General features: G+C 65.9%; 19 protein-coding genes. 10 read left to right on the forward strand and 9 right to left on the reverse strand.

Annotated elements, in window-relative coordinates; genetic code table 11:
- Window positions 1–6 precede the first annotated feature (6 nt).
- The 6 genes from HOY44_RS05005 to HOY44_RS05030 all read right to left on the reverse strand — a co-directional run bounded on the left by HOY44_RS05005 (window position 7) and on the right by HOY44_RS05030 (window position 7,445).
- Window positions 7–1,422, reverse strand: a complete 1,416-nt coding sequence (locus tag HOY44_RS05005; RefSeq protein ID WP_287433421.1) for a YcjX family GTP-binding protein — start codon at window positions 1,420–1,422, stop codon at window positions 7–9.
- Window positions 1,423–1,521: 99 nt separating this feature from the next.
- Entirely contained in the window at window positions 1,522–3,705 is a 2,184-nt protein-coding gene (locus HOY44_RS05010) for a PBP1A family penicillin-binding protein (protein WP_287433422.1), read from the reverse strand.
- 59 nt (window positions 3,706–3,764) lie between these two features.
- Window positions 3,765–4,463: an ATP phosphoribosyltransferase gene (gene hisG, locus HOY44_RS05015; protein ID WP_287433423.1), complete on the reverse strand. Its 699-nt coding sequence runs from the start codon at window positions 4,461–4,463 to the stop codon at window positions 3,765–3,767.
- The gene (locus HOY44_RS05020) at window positions 4,460–5,554 is read right to left on the reverse strand and encodes an ATP phosphoribosyltransferase regulatory subunit (protein WP_287433424.1); all 1,095 of its coding nucleotides are present in this window, start codon (window positions 5,552–5,554) and stop codon (window positions 4,460–4,462) included. Before HOY44_RS05020 ends, hisG begins: the two co-directional genes overlap by 4 nt.
- Complete coding sequence (gene hisS, locus HOY44_RS05025; RefSeq protein ID WP_287433425.1) at window positions 5,547–7,064, reverse strand: histidine--tRNA ligase; 1,518 nt, start codon at window positions 7,062–7,064, stop codon at window positions 5,547–5,549. Before hisS ends, HOY44_RS05020 begins: the two co-directional genes overlap by 8 nt.
- A 63-nt stretch (window positions 7,065–7,127) precedes the next feature.
- Window positions 7,128–7,445: a hypothetical protein gene (locus HOY44_RS05030; protein WP_138421632.1), complete on the reverse strand. Its 318-nt coding sequence runs from the start codon at window positions 7,443–7,445 to the stop codon at window positions 7,128–7,130.
- A gap of 79 nt (window positions 7,446–7,524) precedes the next feature.
- On the opposite strand from HOY44_RS05030, the gene HOY44_RS05035 reads away from it, so the two are divergent.
- The 3 genes from HOY44_RS05035 to HOY44_RS05045 all read left to right on the forward strand — a co-directional run bounded on the left by HOY44_RS05035 (window position 7,525) and on the right by HOY44_RS05045 (window position 9,173).
- Window positions 7,525–7,731: a SlyX family protein gene (locus tag HOY44_RS05035; RefSeq protein ID WP_287433427.1), complete on the forward strand. Its 207-nt coding sequence runs from the start codon at window positions 7,525–7,527 to the stop codon at window positions 7,729–7,731.
- 113 nt (window positions 7,732–7,844) lie between these two features.
- The gene (locus HOY44_RS05040; RefSeq protein WP_287433430.1) at window positions 7,845–8,492 is read left to right on the forward strand and encodes a glutathione S-transferase family protein; all 648 of its coding nucleotides are present in this window, start codon (window positions 7,845–7,847) and stop codon (window positions 8,490–8,492) included.
- Window positions 8,493–8,552: 60 nt separating this feature from the next.
- Complete coding sequence (locus tag HOY44_RS05045) at window positions 8,553–9,173, forward strand: hypothetical protein (RefSeq protein ID WP_287433432.1); 621 nt, start codon at window positions 8,553–8,555, stop codon at window positions 9,171–9,173.
- Here HOY44_RS05045 and HOY44_RS05050 read toward each other — a convergent pair.
- Together HOY44_RS05050 and dnaE are read right to left on the reverse strand one after the other, a co-directional pair.
- A complete protein-coding gene (locus HOY44_RS05050; protein ID WP_287433433.1) occupies window positions 9,170–10,030 on the reverse strand; it encodes a formate/nitrite transporter family protein in 861 nt (286 codons plus the stop codon). The two genes, HOY44_RS05045 and HOY44_RS05050, sit on opposite strands and share 4 nt — an antisense overlap.
- Window positions 10,031–10,265: 235 nt before the next feature.
- Window positions 10,266–13,781 (reverse strand): DNA polymerase III subunit alpha, encoded by a 3,516-nt coding sequence (gene dnaE, locus HOY44_RS05055; protein WP_287433435.1) that lies wholly within the window; start codon window positions 13,779–13,781, stop codon window positions 10,266–10,268.
- A 120-nt stretch (window positions 13,782–13,901) separates the two neighbouring features.
- On the opposite strand from dnaE, the gene HOY44_RS05060 reads away from it, so the two are divergent.
- The 5 genes from HOY44_RS05060 to HOY44_RS05080 are packed head-to-tail and all read left to right on the forward strand — an operon-like array spanning window position 13,902 to window position 16,158.
- Entirely contained in the window at window positions 13,902–14,363 is a 462-nt protein-coding gene (locus HOY44_RS05060; RefSeq protein WP_008334472.1) for an SRPBCC domain-containing protein, read from the forward strand.
- 55 nt (window positions 14,364–14,418) lie between these two features.
- Window positions 14,419–14,769, forward strand: a complete 351-nt coding sequence (locus HOY44_RS05065) for an ArsR/SmtB family transcription factor (RefSeq protein WP_287433437.1) — start codon at window positions 14,419–14,421, stop codon at window positions 14,767–14,769.
- The gene (locus HOY44_RS05070; protein WP_287433439.1) at window positions 14,766–15,221 is read left to right on the forward strand and encodes an SRPBCC family protein; all 456 of its coding nucleotides are present in this window, start codon (window positions 14,766–14,768) and stop codon (window positions 15,219–15,221) included. Before HOY44_RS05065 ends, HOY44_RS05070 begins: the two co-directional genes overlap by 4 nt.
- Complete coding sequence (locus HOY44_RS05075) at window positions 15,218–15,670, forward strand: SRPBCC domain-containing protein (protein ID WP_287433441.1); 453 nt, start codon at window positions 15,218–15,220, stop codon at window positions 15,668–15,670. Before HOY44_RS05070 ends, HOY44_RS05075 begins: the two co-directional genes overlap by 4 nt.
- A gap of 11 nt (window positions 15,671–15,681) precedes the next feature.
- Window positions 15,682–16,158, forward strand: a complete 477-nt coding sequence (locus HOY44_RS05080) for an SRPBCC family protein (RefSeq protein ID WP_287433442.1) — start codon at window positions 15,682–15,684, stop codon at window positions 16,156–16,158.
- On the opposite strand, the gene HOY44_RS05085 is transcribed toward HOY44_RS05080, so the two are convergent.
- Entirely contained in the window at window positions 16,128–16,952 is an 825-nt protein-coding gene (locus tag HOY44_RS05085; RefSeq protein WP_287433443.1) for a DUF6544 family protein, read from the reverse strand. The two genes, HOY44_RS05080 and HOY44_RS05085, sit on opposite strands and share 31 nt — an antisense overlap.
- Window positions 16,953–17,247: 295 nt before the next feature.
- On the opposite strand from HOY44_RS05085, the gene xdhA reads away from it, so the two are divergent.
- Both xdhA and xdhB read left to right on the forward strand, forming a co-directional pair.
- A complete protein-coding gene (gene xdhA / locus HOY44_RS05090; protein ID WP_287433444.1) occupies window positions 17,248–18,624 on the forward strand; it encodes a xanthine dehydrogenase small subunit in 1,377 nt (458 codons plus the stop codon).
- On the forward strand, window positions 18,621–20,894 hold the full coding sequence (gene xdhB, locus HOY44_RS05095) for a xanthine dehydrogenase molybdopterin binding subunit (protein ID WP_287433445.1): 2,274 nt from the start codon (window positions 18,621–18,623) through the stop codon (window positions 20,892–20,894). The genes xdhA and xdhB overlap by 4 nt, the downstream gene beginning before the upstream one ends.
- The last annotated feature ends 20 nt before the right edge of the window (window positions 20,895–20,914 follow it).

Raw genomic sequence — 20,914 nt, forward strand, 5'->3', positions numbered from 1 at the left:
CCGCTCTCACAGCCGATCCCCCAGCAGGAATTCGGCGGCGCGGTCGAGCCGGATATGCGGCGGACCCTCGCCCGGTTTCAACGTGATTTCGGCGGGCGCGAACCGCATGATCCCGTAATCCTCGTCGAGCCACGCCTTGGCCCCGTCGCGCGCGGGCTTGAGCAGCCGTGCCGGATCTTCGGGCAGATCGCCGGGATAGAACGCCGCGCGTTTTCCGGTGTCCAGAAGCGTGCCGCGCACGCAGTCGAGCTTGCGACCCTGATGGTCCAGCGTCTCTTCGGTCGTCGTCCGCAGCGCCGCGATGGACATGGCCGCCGTGCTTGCCCCGGCGAAATCCGCGCGATCCTTGGCCTCGCGCATCAGCGCCGACATCACGGCGGTCAGGCGCGGGTGCTGCGTGTGGTGCAAATGGTCGGCCTTGGTCGCCGCGAACAGGATCTTCTCGACCCGCCGCCCTGTCAAAAGCGAGGTGAGCCACGCGTTGCGACCAGGCCGGAAGGCCGACAGAATTTCCGCCATCGCCCGTCGCAGGTCTTCCAGCGCCGCAGGCCCCGCGTGGATCGCGCCCAGCACGTCGACCAGCACGATCTGGCGGTCGATGCGGGAAAAATGATCGCGGAAGAAGGGCTTCACCACCTTGGATTTATAAGCCTCGAACCGACGCTCGAACTCGCGGTGGAGCGACCCCCGCGGCGCGCGCGTGGGCGTCGGGAGCGGCGCGAACGTTAGCGCGGGCGACCCCGCCATCTCGCCGGGCAGCAGGAACCGCCCCGGCGTGCAGTCAGAAAACCCGGCCTCGCGCGCGTCGCGCAGGTAGGCGGCGAAATCCGACGACAAGGTCTTGGCCGTCGCCTCGTCATATTCGCCCGCCGGATCGGCGGCGTGGGCAGAGGCAAGGAAATCGCCCCCCATCTTGCGCGGCTCGGCCCGTTTCAGCGCGTCCTCGGACCACGTGGCATAGTCCATGTCGAGAAGCGCCAGATCGAGCAGCCATTCACCGGGGTAATCCACGATATCCAGATGCACGGTGCGGGGCGATCGCAGCCCGGACAGAAGCCCGCCGGGTTTGACGCGGAAGGACAAGCGCAACTCGCTCACCGCCCGCGTCGATTGCGGCCAGTGCGGGTCCGGCCCGGTCATGGCCGACAGGTGGCTTTCATAGTCGAAGCGCGGCACGTCGTCATGCGGCTGCGGCTGGAGAAAGGCGGTCAGGACGCGCCCCTCGGCGGCCGGCAGAAAGCCCGGCATCCTCTCGCGGTTCATCAAGTTCGCGACGAGCGAGGTGATGAACACGGTTTTGCCCGCACGCGACAACCCGGTGACGCCCAGCCGGATCACGGGTTCGAACAGCGCCTCGTTCACGCCGTTTCCCACCGCCTCGACCTGCCGGACGATGCCATCCGCGATATCGTTGAAAATCAACGCCGAACCCCTTTCGTTTCCAAGAACATAGGGGCTGGACAGCGGGCTCGCCAGTGGCATCGGACAACCCGCCCGCCCGAAGCGCCGCCCGAGCGCTGCTTACCGGGTGCAAAGCTTGCGCGGCCCGCCACCATAGGGCTGATAGGTGCAGTCCGAGGCGCGGAAAGACCGATAGGCGCGGTCGCACGAGGCGACGTTGCACGATCCGGCCTGCGCCGTCGCCGCGCCGCCCTGATTCAACAGGCCCCGCACCGCGCGTTCCAGCGCCTGCCCGTCGATCTCGCCCGTCCGCGTGATCCCGGCGATGACGTCGCGCAGGGCATCGGTATTCGCCGCCGGGGCCACGTCTTGCGGCTGGCCCTCGCGCGCGACGACTTCGGGGGCCGGGTCTTGGGCCACCGGCCCCGTCTGCGCGTCGCCCCCGGCACCCTCGAGGAACGCGGCCCAGATCTGTGCCGGAAGGCTGCCGCCCGTCACGCCCTCCATCGGGCTGTTGTCGTCATTGCCGACCCAGACGCCGACCACATGACCGTTGCCCCAGCCCACGAACCACGCATCGCGGAAATTCTGGCTGGTGCCGGTCTTGCCCACCGCCCCCGGCACACCCGCGACGGCCTTACCCGTCCCGTCCGTCACGGTCGCGCGCAACATGCCCGCGATCTGTTCGCGCACCGGGTCCAGCTTTTCGCTCATCGCGCTCGGCGCCGGATCTTGCCAGTCGAACGGAAAATACTCGCCCGTCTGCCCGGCGGTGATGCCCTCGACGAAATGCGACTTGAACGGCATCCGCCCGGTGGCGATCCCGGCATAGGCTTCGGTGAGGTCGAGCAAGGTGACTTCGGACGCCCCAAGCGCGAGCGACGGCGTGGCGGAGACCTCGGCGTCCAGTCCCAGCGCGCGCGCCGTCGCGGCGACGTTGTCGAGCCCCACGGCCTGACCAAGGTTCACGGCCGCCGCGTTGAAGGAATTCGCGAAAGCGGTCGTGAGCGTGACGCGGCCATGATAGCGGCCATCGAAATTGTCGGGCGTGTAGCCATCGATCTCGACGGGCGCATCTTCGATCACGTCGTCGGGCGACATGCCCTCAGCCAGCGCCGTCATGTAAACGAAGGTCTTGAAGGTCGATCCCGGCTGACGCTGCGCCTGCGTCGCCCGGTTGAACTGGCTGTCGGCATAGTCGCGCCCGCCGACCATCGCGACCACGCGCCCCTCCGGGTCCAGCGCGACGAGCGCGGCCTGATGCGGCGTGCCGGCAAGCACCTTGTTCACCGCGGCCTCGGCCTGCGCCTGCATGTCCGGGTCCAATGTCGTGCGCACGCTGCCCGGCTGGTCGAACCTGTCGGCCAGCGTTTCGGTCTGGGCCGCCACGACATCGGCGAACCACCCGCCGTAGCTGCCTTTCGCTTGCGTCGGTTGCATGACCGTCAATTCCGCAACCGCCGCATTCGCCTCGGTCGCGTCGATCTTGCCGTCCGCGCGCATGTTGCGGATGGTCTGGACCGCGCGGGATTTGAGCGCCTCGGGATCGGAATAAAGGTTCACGGCGGAGGGCAGCTGGATCGTCGCGGCGAGGGCCGCGCTTTCGGCGAGGGACAGCTCGGAGACGGGCTTGCCGAAATAGACCTTCGACGCGCCCCCCATCCCGCGCGCACCGCTGCCCAAGTACACCGCGTTCATGTAGCGTTCGAGGATGTCTTCCTTGGAATAGCGGCGTTCCAGCGACAGCGTGAGCAGCGCCTCGTGAAACTTGCGCCGCCACGTCCGCTCGGGTTCGAGATAGCTGATCTTGATAAGCTGTTGCGAAATCGTGCTGCCCCCTTCGACGATTTCACCGGCCGAGGCATTGGCCATGACCGCCCGCCCGACCGACCGGGGGTCGATACCACCGTGGGAAAAGAACCGGCGATCCTCGATCGCGACCACGGCTTCGGCGAGATGCACGGGCATCTCGTCCAGCGTGACATAGGCCGACGGAACTTCGCCGCGCAGCATGAGCGGGCCGCCTTTGGAATCCTCGAATTGAAGGACGGTCTCGGTGTTCACCTCGTAGCGGTCGAGATCGGAAAGCGTGAAAACGAAAGCGCCTCCGACCAGCAGCGCGCAAAGCGCAAGCGTCCCCGCCCCGATTGCGATGCGTTTCCTGCGCGACGGGCGACGCCCCGGCCGTTCGCGCCTTTCGTCGCCGTCGTCGGTCGCGGGGCCGGGTCCGCCGCGAAAGACGCGCCCCGTTCGCCGGCCAAGTTCACGGGCCCAGTTCGCAGCGGTGTTATGGTGATCGGACATGCGCTCTCCCTCGTTCAAGGGAAGAACGCAGGCTCAGTCCGTCGGTTCCGGCGCCTGCGTCAGTCTTCGAGCCCGAGACGGTCCTTGAGGTCGGTCAGGATGCGGCGGTCGTCCTTGGACCACTCGGCCATGCGGCTTTTGAACAGCGTCGCCTGCGAGCGGTGCACCGGGCCGCCGGAGAGTACCTTGAGATGGTTCGCGCGCAGGGTTTCCCCGGTCGAGGTGATGTCGGCAATCGCCTCGGCGGTCTCGTTCTTCACCGTGCCCTCGGTCGCGCCCTGACTGTCGACCAACTGGTAATCGGCCACCCCGTTGTCGCGCAGATAGTCGCGGATGAGGCGGTGATACTTGGTCGCGATGCGCAGGCGGAAACCGTGACGACGCCGGAACGCCGCCGCCACCGCGTCGAGATCGTCAAGCGTGGTCACGTCGACCCAAGCCTTCGGCACGGCGATGATAAGGTCGGCGTGACCGAACCCCATCGGCGCAAGCTCGCCCACCTTTTCTTCCCACAGCCCCAGCTTTTCGCGCACGAGGTCCGACCCGGTGACGCCGAGGTGGATACGGCCCGCCGCCAGTTCGCGCGGGATTTCCCCGGCTGAGAGCAGGACCAGTTCGATCCCATCGATCCCCATGACCGCGCCCGCATATTCCCGTTCCGACCCGGTGCGCGCCAGCGTCACGCCGCGATCCGCGAACCAGTCGAAGGTCTTTTCCATGAGCCGGCCCTTGGACGGCACGCCAAGCTTGATGGTCATGCCGCACCTCCCGCCGCCAGCAGCAGTTCGGGGCGGATCACGCCGCCGACCGCCGGAATCTCGGACCCGCGCCCCAGCACCCGCGTCAACGCATCGTAACGCCCGCCCGTGGCGACGGGCGGCAGGTCCGGGCGGCTGGCGGCGTAGAAACCGAAGACGAAGCCGTCGTAATATTCCAGCGTGGTGCGCCCGAACGACCCCTCGAAGTCGAGGTTTTCGACATCGACACCGCGTGCCTCCAGCGCCTTGCACCGCGCGCTGAACCGTTCGACCGCGCCCATGATCGACGGCATGTCCACCGCCAGATCGCGCAGGTTCTCGCACACGTTCGTCATCGTCTCGCGCATCGACAGCAGGTCGTTGAGCAGCGCGACCTCGGACTCGGGGATCGGCGGGGTCGTCATATCCTCCCGCAAGGCCGTGATGCGTTCCTCGATCTCGTCGCGCGACCGCAGGCCGATGACAGGCGCGTCCATCCCCTCGAACGGATCGCCAGCGGCCAGCGCCTTGCGCCCCTCGGGGTTCTGCGCGCGCCCCGAAAACCGGTCGAGCAGCGCACGGAACCGGCGCGGTCGCCACAGGTGCCTGAGCAGCGCGTTGCGCCGCCGCTCGGTGGTCGTCAGGCCGCGCACCGCCGCCAGCAGGATACCCAGATCGCCCGTTGCCGCCCGCAGACCCTGCGGCGCGAGGATGTCGGAAAACACGCTGAACACCTCGGCGTCGGACGCCGCAGGATTGGCCCGGTCGAACACCTCGTAGCCGACCTGCATGTATTCCGGCGCGCGGTGCGGATCGTCCTCCTGCTTGCGGAACACTTCCCCGGCATAGGTATAGCGCGCAGGCTCGGCCCCTTCGGCCATGTGCATCTGAACCACGGGCACGGTGAAGTCGGGGCGCAGCATCGCCTCGCCCATCATCGGGTCCGAGGTGACATAGGCGCGCGCACGAATATCCTCGCCATACAGGTCGAGCAGCGTCTCGGCAGGTTGCAGGATCGGCGTCTCCACGACCTGCGCGCCCTGCCCCTCGAACAGGGCCAGAAGCCGCGCGGCCTCGGCCCGGACCTGCGCCTTTGCGAGCGTGTCAGGCATTCTGGCTGTCCAGCATTTTTCGAACTTCCACCACCAGATCGGCCCGCGAAACTTCGATCTGGGACGGGCGTTCCTTCCACTCTTCCAACGTCGCGTTTTCAGCGATCTTCGCGCCGAGGATCAGGTCCTTGAGCTGAACGACGCCCCGCTCTTTCTCGTCCCCGCCTTCGATGATGGCGATGGGTGAGTTGCGCTTGTCGGCGTATTTCATCTGGTTGCCGAAATTCTTGGGGTTGCCCAGATAGACCTCGGCCCGGATGCCTGCGTTGCGCAGGTCCGCGACCATCGTCTGATAGTCGGCCATACGGTCGCGATCCATCACAGTGACAACCACCGGCCCTTGCGCGGTGCCGCCCACCCGACCCTTTTCCCGCAGGGCGGCCAGCAGACGGTCGACCCCGATGGAGACGCCAACGGCGGGCACGGTCTGCCCGGTGAACCGCGCCACGAGGTCGTCGTAGCGGCCCCCACCTGCGACCGACCCGAACTGACGCGGGCGGCCCTTGTCGTCGAGGATCTCGAACGTCAGCTCCGCCTCGAACACCGGGCCGGTGTAGTAGCCAAGACCGCGCACGACCGAGGGGTCGATGATAATGCGGTCCGAACCGTAGCCTTGGGCGGCGAGCAGGTCAGCGATTTCGCGAAGCTCGGCAACGCCTGCCTGACCGATGATGGTGTCTCCCACCGCATCCGCTAAGTTGGCGAGCGTCGTGGCGTTATCGGCCCCTTTTGAGGTCAGGAACCGGATCACCGGCTCGGCCTGCTCTTTTGTCAGCCCGACACCGTCGATGTAAGCGCCCGATGCATCCAGTCGCCCTTTACCGAGTAACTCGCGCACCCCGGCCTCGCCGACCTTGTCGAACTTGTCGATGGTGCGGAGGACTGCGTCACGCTTGTTCGCCGCATCGTATGCTGCGCCAAGTTGAGCATCTACGTCGTTTTCGTCATAGCCGAGCGCAATTTGAAGGACCCCGTTCAGCACCTTCCGGTTGTTGATCCGCACCACGTAATCGCCACGCGGAATACCGACCTCCTCCAGCGCGTCCGACAGCATCGCGCAGATTTCCGCATCCGCCGCCATGCTGGCCGTGCCGACCGTGTCCGCATCGCACTGATAAAACTGCCGATACCGCCCCGGTCCCGGCTTCTCGTTGCGCCAGACCGGCCCCATCGCATAGCGGCGATAGGGGGTCGGCAGGTCGTTGCGGTGCTGGGCATAGACGCGGGCCAACGGCGCGGTCAGGTCGTAACGCAGCGCCATCCACGTCTCGTCCTCGTCCTGCCAGGCGAACACGCCCTCGTTCGGGCGATCCACGTCGGGCAGGAACTTGCCCAGCGCCTCGACCGTCTCGACGCCCGAGGACTCCAGCGCATCGAAGCCATAGCGATGATACACGCCCGCAATCGCGTCCAGCATATGCCGACGCTCTTCCACGTCCGCGCCGAAATAATCGCGAAAGCCCTTCGGCGTTTCCGCCTTGGGCCGGGGCTGTTTCTTTTGCTTGGCCATGATCGGTCCCGTCCATCGTTCGCGGGCGGAATATCCCGGTTCCGGCCACGGGGCAAGCGGCGCTCAGCCCCCGCTCAGGTCCACGTAACAGATGTAATCGGTATAGACCCAGCCGACGGGGCCGGAATAATCCCAGCTTTGCATCGACCGCTGCACGATCACCTGCCGCCACTTGCCCTGCGGATAGGGATCGGTGGTGACGAGGAACGTCTCGGGCCCCAGCTTCATCAGCCTCTGCGAATTGATGTTCGGCGCGGCCTTTAACGCGACCCAGTTGTCGCCTGCCGGGTCGAGGTGACAGGTCACGTAAAGCTCGCCGTCATAGGCCTGCGCCGCGCTGGCGATCAGCAGGGCGGCCAAGGTTGCGAAGATGCGTTTCATTCTTACCTCCCATTTCACGAAGGTAAGTGTCGCGCTTGGCGGGCACCCCCGCTATGACACCGATCAAAAGGAGACGGACATGACCGACCGCATTACCGATCTCGAAGAACAGGTGGCCTACCTCACCCGCACCGTGGACGATCTGTCCGAGGTGATCGCACGGCAGGACAAGCTGCTCGACACGCTCACCCGCCGTCTGCACATGCTGATGGAACGCGCGGCGGAGCAGGAGCTCGAGGCGGGCGGAAGCGTCCCGCTGGCCGACCAGAAACCCCCGCACTGGTAGGACGGGCTCGACCCAGCGCCGACCATCGTGGCGCAAAGCGCAAGGACGCGAAAATCCGACTGTCACACACAGGTATCCTGCCCTAGGCTCGCGCCAGTCTCAGGGAGGATACCATGATTACGTTCTTCAACGGCATCGGCGCCTGTTCCATCGGCATCCATGTCCTGCTCGAAGAGGCGGGGGCTGACTTCGAGAACCGGATCATCGACCTTGCCAACCGCGAACAGTTCTCGCCCGACTACCGCGCGGCGAACCCCAAGGGCAAAGTCCCCGCGATCCTGCGCGAAGACGGCTCGCTCGTGACCGAGTTTCCGGCCATCGCGCTCTGGATCGGCCACACCTATCCCGAGGCCCGGATGCTGCCCGCCGATTTCGAGGGCCAGCTTCGTGTCATCGAGATCATGGATTACATGGTGTCGTCGATCCACATGCGCGGCTTCACCTTCATTTTCGCGCCGATGAAGTTCCACCCCCACGACCCGTCCGCGCAGGAGGCGCTTCGGGCGCATGGCCGCGATCAGGTTAAGATCGGCCTCGACAACCTGTCCGAGACGCTGGGCGACAAGGACTGGCTTCTGGGCGATTTCACCGTGGCCGAGGGAGCGCTTTTCTACATGACCCGCTGGTGTCACCAACACGGGATCGAGATGCCGAACAACATCCGCGACCACCACCAGCGCATGATCGCCCGCCCTGCCGTGCAGCGCGCACTTCGCGCCGACGGGCTCGCCACGCCCGAGAAAAGCGGGCTCGCGGCCTGACGCGGCTTCACCTGGGGGCGCGGGGCGTCTAGGTTTCTTGTAATTCAGACAGGAGATTTCATGTCCCGATACGCACTCGCCCCCGCCGCCACCGCATTCTGTCTCGCCGCGTCCATGGCGCTGGCACAGGACACCTCGGACGGGGTCGAGGCCACGGATTTGCCCGCGCCGGACGCCTCGCCCAGCATCGGCTGCACGCTCACCGCCGACGCAATCCTGGCGGGCGACGCCCCCGAAATTCTCGGCACCTACCAGACCTTCATGGGCGTGGGCGTGGCCACCATGTCGGGCCGCACCGTGCCTTTGCCCGATCAGGGCGCGGCGGAACCGACGACCCTGTCGATGGTGAACGACGCACTCTTCATCAGCGGCGGCCCGGTGTTCGAGGGCGAGGTCGAACTGCGGGCCTGGCGCGACGGCCTCAACTTCGATCTCCCCGAGGGCAGCCCGCTCGACCCCGAGGATGTGGCCCAAAACGACCAGATCTCCGCCGAAGCCGGGTGCGACATCGGCACCCTGCCCCAGCTTCAGGGCGGCGGCAGCTACACCGGGCCCGAGGGCGAGGTGGACTTCGACCTCTACTTCGTCGTCCTGTCCCAGCGTCTGATCTACGGCATCACCGTCGGCACCCTGAACGGCGGCGAAGGCGTGGCGCGCCGCATCGTGGAACTGCGCCGTTAACCCAGACGCCGTTCCCGGTCCCGCCGGGTCTGACCGTAGATCAACATGGTGAAAATCGCCGTGCCGCCGATCACGTTGCCCGCGAGCACCGGCAGGAAAAAGTCGAACACGCCGTCCGTAAGGCTGAGGTCGCCCACCACCATCAGCAGCGCCATTTCGACCGATCCGGCGACGATATGCGTGAAATCGCCTGCCGCGATGAGCCAGGTGAAGATCACGATGATCGCGACCGCCGCATCCTTGACCTGCGGCAGCATCCAGACGATCGCGGCGATCAGGACACCGGCGGGAATGCCGCGTGCAAAGGCCTCGCCCGGCTCGAAACCGACGGCGTGCAGCGACAGTTCGAACATGGCGGCCATAAGGTCGTCGCCCAGCGCGCCGCCGTAGGCATAAAACAACGCCACGACGAAGGCGCCGATCACGTTGGCGATCAGGACGATCGCCCAAAGCGCCGCCGTGCGCCCCAGAACACCCCAGCCGGGCTTGTCGAGCAGGGGCAGCACCGTGGTCATCGTGTTCTCGGTGAACAACTGCATCCGCCCCACGATCACCATCAGGAAGCCCAGCGAATAGCCGAGGTTCTCGATCAGGTAACGCGCCGGCGTATCGGGCAGGTGCGCGCGAAAGATCGCTTCGCCAAGGACCGAAAGACTGATGACGATCCCGGCCGAGATGCCCGACCACATGAGCGACAACTTGTTGCGCCGAAGCTCTTCCTCGCCATCCAGCCGGATCACCTCGTAAATGGTGGTCGGCGACAGCTTGGACGCCTCCTTGATCTCCTCCTGCTGCTCTTCTTCCTCGAGTGCGGGATCGGGCGCGGGGCTGTCGCGGTCGGGGGGATGGTCGTGCATGTAACGGTCCTCGTGTCCGACTTATAACGGCGCAAAGGCCGGAAAGGTTCAGTCACAGCCGAACTCGACGGCTCCCGCCCCGGACGCGCCCGCCTCTTCTCTGTTTCAAAAAACCTCGGGGGGGCACTCATTTGCCTGCAAATGAGAGCGGGGGCAGCGCCCCCTGATCGCCTGAGCCGCCCTTGGCGGATCAGGCTCCCAAAGCGCGGGCTTCAGCCCGCTCCTTTCGGAAACGTCAGACTTCCTCGACGTCGACGACGCCAGACAACGACTTCAGCGCGCCCTTGATCTGCGGGTTCAGCGGAAATTCGGCACCGATGTCCATTTCCACCTCGCCGGGCAGGGTCGGGTCCATCAGGCAGAAACTGACCGCACCGGGCCGCGCGCCCTTGGCCTGTTCGCGCGCCGACTCGAGCAGGCCCGCGACCGTGGCCACCACGCCGGGGCTGTCGACATAGACCCTCAGCGCCATGCCGCCCGCGTCCTGCACCACCGTATCCACCGGGGCGGCCGACCGGGCGAGCAGTTTCAGCTGCTCGCTCTCATAGGTCGCTTCGACCGTCACCACGACGTTCATGCCGGTTTCCAGAAACTGCCGGTTCTGCTCCAGGGTTTCCGAGAACACCGTGATCTCGCAGGCCCCGGTCGGGTCGGTCATGGCGACGAAGGCAAAGCGATTGCCCTTGGCCGACTTGCGCTCCTGCTTGGCCGACACCGCGCCCGCGATCTTGGCGACGCAGGGCGCGCGCTGGACCTTCTTGGTCAGTTCTTCCAGCGTTACCACGCCCTTGCGCTTGAGCGCGGCCATGTAGTCGTCCAGCGGATGCCCGGACAGGTAGAACCCGATCGCCTTGTGCTCTTCGGCCAGCCGTTCGTTGGGCAGCCAGTCCGGCGCATTCGATAGGCGCGGCTCCGGCAGATCATCCCCCGCTTCGCCGAACAGGCTGACCTGCGCGCTGTCGCGCTGTTCGTGGATCGCCGCCGAATAGCTCACCAGCGCGTCGAGGCTTTCGAAAACCCGCCGCCGGTTGGCGTCGAGCTCGTCGAAGGCACCTGCCCGCGCCAGCATTTCCATCGGGCGCTTTCCGACACGCTTCAGGTCCACCCTCCGCGCCACGTCGTAAAGGTTCACGAAGGGCTTTTCGCGGCCCTCAACCTTGCGTGCCTCGACGATCAGCTTCATCGCCTCGACACCCACGTTCTTCAGCGCGCCGAGACCATAGACAACCCGGCCTTCCGACACGCTGAACATCGCCTCGGACCTGTTCACGCAAGGCGGCACGATCTCGATATCCAGCCCCCGGCGGACTTCTTCGGCATAGACGCCCAGCTTGTCGGTCAGGTGAATGTCGCAGTTCATGACGCCCGCCATGAACTCGACCGGGTGGTTCGCCTTGAGCCATGCGGTCTGGTAGCTGACCACGGCATAGGCCGCCGCGTGGGACTTGTTGAAGCCGTAGTTGGCGAACTTTTCGAGAAGGTCGAACACCTCGCTCGCCTTCTTCTTGTCCACGCCCTTTTCGGCCGCGCCCTTTTCGAATTTCGGGCGCTCGGCGTCCATCGCCTCCTTGATCTTCTTACCCATCGCGCGACGCAGCAGGTCGGCGCCGCCAAGGCTGTAGCCCGCCATCTCCTGCGCGATCTGCATCACCTGTTCCTGATAGACGATGATGCCCTGCGTCTCTTCGAGGATATGGTCGATCAGCGGATGCACCGACTCGATTTCGCGCTGACCGTTCTTGACCTCGCAATAGGTCGGGATGTTCTCCATCGGGCCGGGACGGTAAAGCGCCACGAGCGCCACGATGTCTTCGATGCAGGTCGGTTTCATGCGCCTGAGCGCGTCCATCATACCCGTCGATTCCACCTGGAACACGGCGACCGTCTTGGCGCTGGCATAAAGCCGGTAGGTCTTTTCGTCATCCAGCGGGATCAGGTTGATCTGGTTCTCCCCGCCCTCGGCAGGGGTGTAGATCTCGGCCCCGTCCGGCCCGATATGCAGGTCGCGCCCTTGCCCGTGGATCAGGTCGATGGCGTTCTGAATGACCGTGAGCGTCTTGAGGCCCAGAAAGTCGAACTTCACCAACCCCGCCTGCTCGACCCATTTCATGTTGAATTGCGTCGCGGGCATGTCGGAGCGCGGATCCTGATAGAGCGGCACCAGCGCATCGAGCGGCCGGTCCCCGATCACCACACCCGCCGCGTGGGTCGAGGCGTTCCGCAAGAGCCCTTCGACCTGCTCGGCATAGCGCAGAAGCCGTTCCACGACCTCTTCCGAGCGCGCCTCTTCGCGCAGGCGCGGCTCGTCCTTGAGCGCCTGTGTGATCGAAACGGGCTTCACGCCCTCGACCGGGATCAGCTTGGACAGCCGGTCCACCTGCCCATAGGGCATTTGCAGCACCCGGCCCACGTCGCGCACCGCGGCCTTGGACAGAAGGGCACCGAAGGTGATGATCTGGCCCACCTTGTCGCGCCCGTATTTCTCCTGCACGTAGCGGATCGTCTCTTCCCGCCGGTCCATGCAGAAGTCGATGTCGAAGTCGGGCATCGACACACGTTCCGGGTTCAGGAAGCGCTCGAACAGCAGCGAATAGCGCAGCGGATCGAGGTCGGTGATGGTCAGCGCGTAAGCCACGAGCGAGCCTGCACCCGACCCCCGCCCCGGCCCGATGGGAATGCCGTTGTCCTTGGACCACTTGATGAAGTCGGCAACGATCAGGAAGTAGCCGGGAAACCCCATGCCTTCGATGATGCCCAGCTCGAACTCCAGCCGCGCCTCGTATTCTTCGACCGGGGCGGCATGCGGAATCACCGCGAGACGCGCCTCCAGCCCCTCCTTCGCCTGACGGCGCAATTCGTCCACCTCGTCGTCGGCGAACTTGGGCAGGATCGGGTCGCGGCGATAGGCCATGAAGGCGCAGCGGCGCGCGATTTCGACGGTGTTCTCGATCGCTTCCGGCAGGTCGGCGAACAGCGTCGCCATTTCCTGCGGACTCTTGAAATAGTGCTGCGGCGTCAGGTGGCGGCGCGGCTCCTGCTGGTCGACATAGGCCCCTTCGGCGATACAGATCAGCGCGTCATGCGCCTCATAAAGCTGGGTCTTGGGGAAATAGACGTCGTTCGTCGCGACCAGCGGAATGCCCATCGCATAGGCCATTTCCACGAACCCGCGCTCGGTCTTTTGTTCCGGTTCGGTCAGCTGCCCGCCTTCGCCGGGATGGCGCTGCAATTCGACATACAGCCGATCCGCGAACACGCGGTGGAACCACGTCATCAGCTCCTGCGCCTTGGCACGATTGCCTTGCTGAAGCCAGTGACCCACCGGCCCCTCGGCCCCGCCGGTCAGACAGATAAGACCCGCCGAATACCGCTCCAACTCCGCCAGAGTGACCTCCGGCAGCGCCCCGTGCTTGTCGAGGTAGAGGCAGGAGTTCAGCTTCATCAGGTTCTCGTAGCCGCCCTCGTTCTGGGCCAGCAGGACCACGGGCGCGCCGGGTCTGGGCTGCTCGCCCGGCTCCGGCGCATCGAAGGCGACCGTCACCTGGCACCCGATGATCGGCTGCACGCCCGCCCCGCTCGCCGTCACGGAAAACTCAAGCGCACAGAACATGTTGTTCGTGTCGGTCACGGCGACGGCGGGCATGTCCATGCTCTCGCACAGACCGGCGAGTTTCTTGACCGGAACCGCGCCTTCGAGAAGCGAATATTCCGTGTGGACGCGAAGGTGAATGAATCGGGGAGTGGCAGCCATACGCCCAGACTAGGCCCCCGGTCGGCGGGAGCAAGCCGGGATCGTGCGCGGGTCGCAAATGTGATGGACGGTCTCGCGTGCAGACCCTCAAGATCGCGCAAAACGAGACATGAGGCAGACATGATTCCCGGACCCAATCAGGAAGTCCGCACGACCCGGTATCTGAAATCCAGACCCCAAGGGGTTTATCGCGCTTTGACCGACGGTCGGCTGCTCGTCGAGTGGTTCAAACCGTTCGGCGAGGATCTTGCCGGTGCAATCGTCGAGCCGCATCGCGGCGGTCGCTTCGACCTCACGCTGGCGCGCGCCGGTGCGAAGCTCGAGACCATTTCAGCCTGTGTGATCGACGCGCAGGCCCCCACCCGGCTGGTCATCACCACCGCGCTCGGGGCCGAGTATCGCCCGACCGGGGCCGCCAATCCGGCGACGCTGGTCATCGACCTGCATGAGATCGCCTCGGGCACGCGGCTCGAAGCGGCGTTGATGCAGGCCGAAGGGTCCGAACCCAGCGCCCTTGCCAGCTGGGACGACGGCATCGCCAAGCTCGACGGCCTGTCCGCCGACATATCCGAAAACAGTTAGCCTGTGGGGTAACTTTTCCCTTGCCTCGAATCGCGTCGCGTGAATAGTTAGCTTCATGGCTAACCAAATGGATATCCTGTTTCTGGCGCTCGCCGATCAGACCCGCCGCGACGTGGTGGAACGGCTGACCCATGGCGAAGCGCCGATCAAGGAACTGGCGGCCCCGCACGACATGGCACTGCCCTCTTTCCTCAAGCACATCGACCGGCTTGAGGACGCGGGCGTCGTAACCAGCCGCAAGGTCGGCCGCCAGCGCATCGTCGCCCTCACGCCCGAGGCGTTCGGCCCCGCCGAAACTTGGATCGAACGCCAGAAACGGGTGTGGGAGGGCCGCCTCGACCGGCTCGAAGCGGTCGCGAAACGGATCGAAGCGGAATCCAACACCTTTCCGAAGGACGAGACATGAGCCTCGACAACGATCGCTTCACGCTGGAGCGCGGGATTGCGGCCCCGCCCGCCGCCGTCTGGGCCGCCTTTTTCGACCCGAAAGCGCGCGCGATCTGGTCGCCACCCTCGCCTGACGAGGTGTTGGAGGTCTTGGAACACGACCCTCGCGACGGCGGAACCGGGCTGCATCGTTGCGGCCCGAAGTCGGACCCGACCTACATGGTCGAGACGCGCTATCACAAACTCGACGAACCCGCCTCGGTCAGTTTCACGGAAATCGTGCGCAAGGGCGACACGCCCCTCGCCGCCTCGCAGGTCAGCGTCGTCTTCGGCGCGACCGAGGCCGGCACGCGCCTGACCCTCGACGTCTACACCACATCCTTCGTCGGCGACGGAATGCTCGCCGGAACCAAGGGCGGCTGGACGACCTCAATCGCCAATCTGATCCACCATATCGAGAGCGCATCATGACCATCGAACACGGCAATTTCTCTGTTTCCCGCACCATCGCGGCCAGCCCCGCCAGCGTCTTTCGCGCCTTCGCGGACGAAGACCTGAAACGCGCGTGGTTCCTGAACCCGCACCTGTCGGCCTCCGACTACGAACTGGATTTCCGGGTCGGCGGGAGCGAGCGCGGGCGGTTCACCATGACCGAAGGTCCGGCCACGGGCATCCACGAAAACGCGACGACCTATTTCGACATCAAGCCGGACGAACGCATCGTTTATGCCTATTCGATGTCGTGGGATGGTCGCGTGCACTCCACCTCGCTGGCGACGGTGGAGCTTACCCCGACCGAAGCGGGCACCCGGCTCGACTACACCGAAGCGGGCGTCTTCTTCGAAGGCTCGGACGGGGCCGAAATGCGGCAGGGCGGCATGGAAGCCCTGATCGACGCGCTCGTCTCCACGTTCAAATGACAGGACACCCGATGGACCCTTTCGCTTTCAACCCCGCCACCGACCTTGAACTGACCCGCACCGTTTCCGCCACGCCCGCGACCCTGTGGCGCTGCCTGACCGACCCGGACCTCCTCGCCCAGTGGTTCTGCCCGAAGCCATGGCAGGTGCGCGGCGCGATGATCGACCCGCGACCGGGCGGCATCTTCCACACGCCGATGTTCGGCCCGAACGGGGAAACGCAGGACGCCGGCCCCGGCTGCGTCCTGATCGCGGACGAGGGCCGGACATTTGCCTTCACCGACGCGATGACGCCGGGCGTTCACCCCAAGGGCAGCGCGTTCCTGACAGGCGTCTACATGCTGGAAGCGACCGAGGCCGGGACCAAGGTCACCGCCCGTGCGCTTCACGCGGACGTCGCGACGCGCGTCAGCCACGAAAGCATGGGCTTTTTCGACGGCTGGGGCACGGCCATAGATCAGTTGGGCGACCTCGCCTCGACCCTGTAATCGGTGATCGTCCCGCGCCAGTAGGCCTCGTAGCCGGTGGGATATATATAGCCCACTTCCCCCCGGCGCGGGATGCGGCGCCCGCCGACCATGCCGTAGTCCGAAAAGTGACCGGCCCAGTCGAGAAGCCAGACGCTTCCATCCGGCTGCGTCGCGGCCCTGTCCTTCGCGGTCATGCGCACGATGTCGCCCGCCGCGTCGAAGTAGAACGCGACCCGCGCCTCGCCCCCTGCCGTGTCCAGCGCGACCTCGACCCCGTCCGCCGTTTCGCTCCAGATCAGATCGCGGTTCAGCAGGATCGCGTCGGGCGACCACGGCAGTTCGGCAAGGTATCGCGCGGCCTCGGCCCGGTCCGCGTCCGGCCCCTGCGACACACCCATCCGCCACGCGCCTAGCACACGAATGTCGAGCATCCCGCGCCCCTCGCCGAACGCGTCGATGGCTTTGACCAGCGCGATCGGTCCCACCGTCATCGCCGCCACCCAGACAAAGCCCGCAGTGTCGATCCCGATGACCTGCCGCGCCCGCATCGGCTGCCACCCGGCCCCCGGCTTCAGCACCATCTCGACGCTCTGGCGCAGGCGCACGACCCGGCCCGGCGGCGCCCCCGCCAACCCGCGTTCGGCAAAGGCGCGCACCACTTCGGGCAGGTCGTCGCGCAGCGTGCCGCCCTTCGTGACGGCCAGACGCGCTTCGCGCGCCGCGAGGGTCCGGCTCACGAAAAGGGCCTGTGCCGCCGTCGCCACAATCGCCGCCAGCAGCGCCAGCCCAAGGATCCACAGAACGATCTTCATCCCAACCTCCCGCCAAAGCCCCGATCATACGACCCCGGACGCCCCCGTCCTTGCGCAGGATCAAGCCGACGAGCAGCCCCCGGCGGGCCCGCGCCCTGCCGCTATTTCGGGCAATTCGCCGATGAACCGCTTGGTTCAAGGGCAATTCCAACGCTTTACGCCGCTTCCGTGACCGGCACGCGGGTAGACAGCGCCCATTTTCTGCGCTTTCCTGCTTTGGATAACCCGGTCCTTCTACGCCGCATCGAAGGACGTGAATGGGGTGACAACGGTAAAGCGGCGGGACAGACAGGGCATGGACATCGCGTTTCTTCTGAACGGAGAGACCGTGGAGTTGACCGGCGTGTCTCCGACCACGACGGTGCTCGACTGGCTGCGCGAGACGCGCGGACTCACCGGCACGAAAGAAGGGTGTAACGAGGGCGACTGCGGGGCCTGCACCGTCATGGTGACGGACGAGGCGGGCACGCGGGCGCTGAACGGCTGCATCCTGTTTTTGCCGCAGATCAACGGCAAAACCCTGACGACGGTCGAGGGGCTGGCCGCACCGGATGGCGAAATGCACCCGGTGCAACAGGCGATGGTGGAACACCACGGCAGCCAATGCGGCTTTTGCACCCCCGGCTTCGTGGTGTCGATGGCCGTGGGCCAGATCAACGGCGAAACGGATCACGACCTGCAACTGGCGGGCAACCTGTGCCGCTGCACGGGTTATGCCCCGATCGTGCGGGCTGCTACCAACGCGGCGCGCCGCCCGGTGCCCGGCTGGCTGCGCGACATTCCCACCGGCCCGGCCCTGCGCGGCTATGTCAACGATTTCCAGCCGACGACAACGGCGGCGCTGGCGGAGCTTCTGCGCGCCCACCCCCAGGCCACGCTCATCGCGGGGGCGACAGACGTGGGCCTGTGGGTCAACAAGAGCCTGCGCGATCTGGGCACCGTCATCTTCGTCAGCCAGATCGAGGAAATGCGGCGCATCGAAACCGCGCCCTACATGATCCGGATCGGTGCGGCGGCGAGTGTCGAAGCCTTCCGCCTCGCCATCGCCAAACGCTATCCCTCCTTCTCGGCCATGCTCGACCGCTTCGCCTCGCATCAGGTGCGCTCGGCCGCGACGGTCGGCGGCAACATCGCCAACGGCTCGCCCATCGGCGACACGCCCCCGCCGCTCATCGCGCTGGGCGCAATGCTGCAACTCAGGCATGGCGACGACACGCGCGAGATGCCGCTCGAGGACTTTTTCCTCGAATACGGCAAACAGGATCTCGAACCCGGCGAATTCGTCGAGGCGGTGGTGATCCCGCGGGAAGAGGGCGAGGACCGGCTCAAGGTCTACAAACTGTCGAAAAGGTTCGATCAGGACATTTCCGCGGTGCTCGGTGCCTTCAATATCCGTCTGAAAGACGGAATCGTCTCATCCGCCCGCATTGCCTTCGGGGGCATGGCAGGCACGCCGATGCGCGCGAAGGCGGTCGAAAAGGCGCTGGTCGGCAAGCCGTGGACCATCGAGACGGTCCGCAACGCCAAGTGGTCCTTCGCCGAAGATTTCCGCCCGATGAACGACATGCGGGCCTCGGCGAATTACCGGCTGGAAACGGCGGCCAACATGCTGGAGCGGGTCTGGCGCGAGGATCAGGGGCAACCCACCGACGTGCGGGAGGTCGCGCCATGAGCATGGGCAAGCCCCTTCCCCACGACTCCGCACCGATGCACGTCACGGGAGCTGCGCGCTATATCGACGACATCCCCGTGCCCGCCGATTGCCTGCACCTCGCCTTCGGTCTCAGCCACGTCGCGCGCGGCGTGATCTCGTCCATGGACCTGACCGCCGTGCGCACCGCGCCGGGGGTGGTCCGCGTCATCACCGCCGCCGATCTGCCGGGCGTCAACGACATCTCGTCGGCGGCCCATGACGAACCGCTCCTCGCCCCCGGCGAGGTGCATTACCACGGCCAGCCGATCTTTCTCGTCGTCGCCACCTCGCACCGTTTGGCGCGCGAAGCCGCCGCGAAAGCCGAGGTGGTCATCGACCCCAAGCCCGCGATCCTGACCATCGACGATGCCGTCGCCGTGCGCAGCTATTTCGAGGGCGGGCCGCTGACATGGAAACGCGGCGACGTGGACCCGGCCATGGCCAAGGCCGACACGATCATCGAAGGCAAGATCGAGATCGGCGGGCAGGAGCATTTCTATCTCGAAGGCCAGATCAGCCTCGCCTCGCCGCAGGACAACGGCGACATGGTGCTGGCGACCTCGACCCAGCACCCGACCGAGATCCAGCACAAGGTGGCCGAGGCATTGGGCACCCCCTTCCATGCCGTCCGGGTCGAAACCCGGCGCATGGGTGGCGGCTTCGGCGGCAAGGAAAGCCAGGGCAACGCATTGGCCATCGCCTGCGCCGTGGCCGCGCATCTGACCGGAAAGCCGTGCAAGATGCGCTACGACCGTGATGACGACATGATCATCACCGGCAAGCGCCACGACTTCCGCATCGCCTACAAGGCTGGGGTGGACGCCAAGGGCAAGCTGGTCGCGGTCGAGTTCGACCAATACGTGCGCTGCGGCTGGTCGCAGGATCTGTCTCTTCCCGTGGCCGACCGCGCCATGCTCCATGCCGACAATGCCTATTTCATCCCGAACATCCGCATCACCTCGCACCGGATGAAGACCAACACCTGCTCCGCCACCGCCTTTCGCGGCTTCGGCGGCCCGCAGGGCATGGTGGGGATCGAGCGGGTCATGGATCACATGGCCCACCGGCTGGGGATGGACCCGCTGGAGTTCCGGCAGGCCAATTTCTATAAGAAATCCAAACCGCAGGAGACGCCTTATGGCCAGCCGGTCAAGGGCTTCATCCTGCCCGATCTGGTCCGGCAACTGGCCGACACCGCGAACTACAAGACCCGGCGCGACGCGATCAGGACGTGGAACGAGAAAAGCCCGATCCTGAAGAAGGGCATCGCGCTGACCCCCGTGAAATTCGGGATCAGCTTCACCCTCACCCACCTCAATCAGGCGGGCGCGCTGGTGAACGTCTACGCCGACGGGTCGGTCACCATCAATCACGGCGGCACCGAGATGGGGCAGGGCCTGTTCCAGAAGGTGGCCCAAGTGGCGGCGGGCGAATTCGGCATCGACATGGGCCGGGTCAGGATCACCGCGACCGACACCGGCAAGGTCCCCAACACATCGGCCACCGCCGCCTCGTCCGGGTCCGACCTGAACGGCATGGCGGTCAAGAACGCCGTGGATCAGATCAAGGACCGGATCGCGCGCTTCCTCGCGGTCGACGGGGTGAAACCCAAGGATGTCCTCTTCGCCGATGGCAAGGTGACGGCGGGCAACACCGTCCTCAGCTTCGAGGAAGCCGCCAAGCTCGCACATGAGAACCGGATCAGCCTGTCGGCCACCGGGTTCTACGCCACGCCGGACATTTCGTGGGACCGCACCATCGGCAAGGGCCATCCGTTCTACTACTTCGCCCACGGCGCCGCGATCACCGAGGTGGTGATCGACACGCTCACCGGTGAGAACAAGATCCTGCGCGTCGACATCCTTCATGACGTCGGCCAGTCGCTGAACCCCGCCGTGGACGTGGGCCAGATCGAAGGCGGCTTCGTGCAGGGCGCGGGCTGGCTCACCACCGAGGAACTGGTGTGGGACGACAAGGGCGTGTTGCGCACCCACGCCCCCTCCACCTACAAGATCCCGGCCTGCTCCGACCGCCCCGACGTGTTCAACGTCGCCCTCTGGAACGGCGAGAACCACGTGCCGACCATCTACCGCTCCAAGGCGGTGGGCGAACCGCCCCTGATGCTCGGCATCTCGGCCCTCATGGCGCTCTCCGACGCCGTCGGCGCCTGTGGCGAGGCCTACCCGAACCTGAGCGCCCCCGCGACACCGGAACGGGTCTACATGGCGGCCAAGAAGGTGCGCACATGACCGCCGCCCCTTCTTCGTTT

Origin of the sequence: Maritimibacter sp., assembly GCF_016774595.1 — a bacterium.
GTDB classification, from domain to species: Bacteria; Pseudomonadota; Alphaproteobacteria; order Rhodobacterales; family Rhodobacteraceae; genus Maritimibacter; species Maritimibacter alkaliphilus.

Bases quoted from the DNA above. Each gene is read 5' to 3' on its own strand.
- HOY44_RS05085 (WP_287433443.1), bottom strand. From the start codon at position 16,952: ATGAAGATCGTTCTGTGGATCCTTGGGCTGGCGCTGCTGGCGGCGATT.
- HOY44_RS05010 (WP_287433422.1), bottom strand. From the start codon at position 3,705: ATGTCCGATCACCATAACACCGCTGCGAACTGGGCCCGTGAACTTGGC.
- HOY44_RS05020 (WP_287433424.1), bottom strand. From the start codon at position 5,554: ATGCCTGACACGCTCGCAAAGGCGCAGGTCCGGGCCGAGGCCGCGCGG.
- HOY44_RS05075 (WP_287433441.1), top strand. From the start codon at position 15,218: ATGACCATCGAACACGGCAATTTCTCTGTTTCCCGCACCATCGCGGCC.
- HOY44_RS05040 (WP_287433430.1), top strand. From the start codon at position 7,845: ATGATTACGTTCTTCAACGGCATCGGCGCCTGTTCCATCGGCATCCAT.
- HOY44_RS05060 (WP_008334472.1), top strand. From the start codon at position 13,902: ATGATTCCCGGACCCAATCAGGAAGTCCGCACGACCCGGTATCTGAAA.
- xdhB (WP_287433445.1), top strand. From the start codon at position 18,621: ATGAGCATGGGCAAGCCCCTTCCCCACGACTCCGCACCGATGCACGTC.
- HOY44_RS05045 (WP_287433432.1), top strand. From the start codon at position 8,553: ATGTCCCGATACGCACTCGCCCCCGCCGCCACCGCATTCTGTCTCGCC.
- HOY44_RS05035 (WP_287433427.1), top strand. From the start codon at position 7,525: ATGACCGACCGCATTACCGATCTCGAAGAACAGGTGGCCTACCTCACC.
- hisG (WP_287433423.1), bottom strand. From the start codon at position 4,463: ATGACCATCAAGCTTGGCGTGCCGTCCAAGGGCCGGCTCATGGAAAAG.
- HOY44_RS05065 (WP_287433437.1), top strand. From the start codon at position 14,419: ATGGCTAACCAAATGGATATCCTGTTTCTGGCGCTCGCCGATCAGACC.
- HOY44_RS05050 (WP_287433433.1), bottom strand. From the start codon at position 10,030: ATGCACGACCATCCCCCCGACCGCGACAGCCCCGCGCCCGATCCCGCA.
- hisS (WP_287433425.1), bottom strand. From the start codon at position 7,064: ATGGCCAAGCAAAAGAAACAGCCCCGGCCCAAGGCGGAAACGCCGAAG.
- HOY44_RS05070 (WP_287433439.1), top strand. From the start codon at position 14,766: ATGAGCCTCGACAACGATCGCTTCACGCTGGAGCGCGGGATTGCGGCC.
- HOY44_RS05030 (WP_138421632.1), bottom strand. From the start codon at position 7,445: ATGAAACGCATCTTCGCAACCTTGGCCGCCCTGCTGATCGCCAGCGCG.
- dnaE (WP_287433435.1), bottom strand. From the start codon at position 13,781: ATGGCTGCCACTCCCCGATTCATTCACCTTCGCGTCCACACGGAATAT.
- HOY44_RS05080 (WP_287433442.1), top strand. From the start codon at position 15,682: ATGGACCCTTTCGCTTTCAACCCCGCCACCGACCTTGAACTGACCCGC.
- xdhA (WP_287433444.1), top strand. From the start codon at position 17,248: ATGGACATCGCGTTTCTTCTGAACGGAGAGACCGTGGAGTTGACCGGC.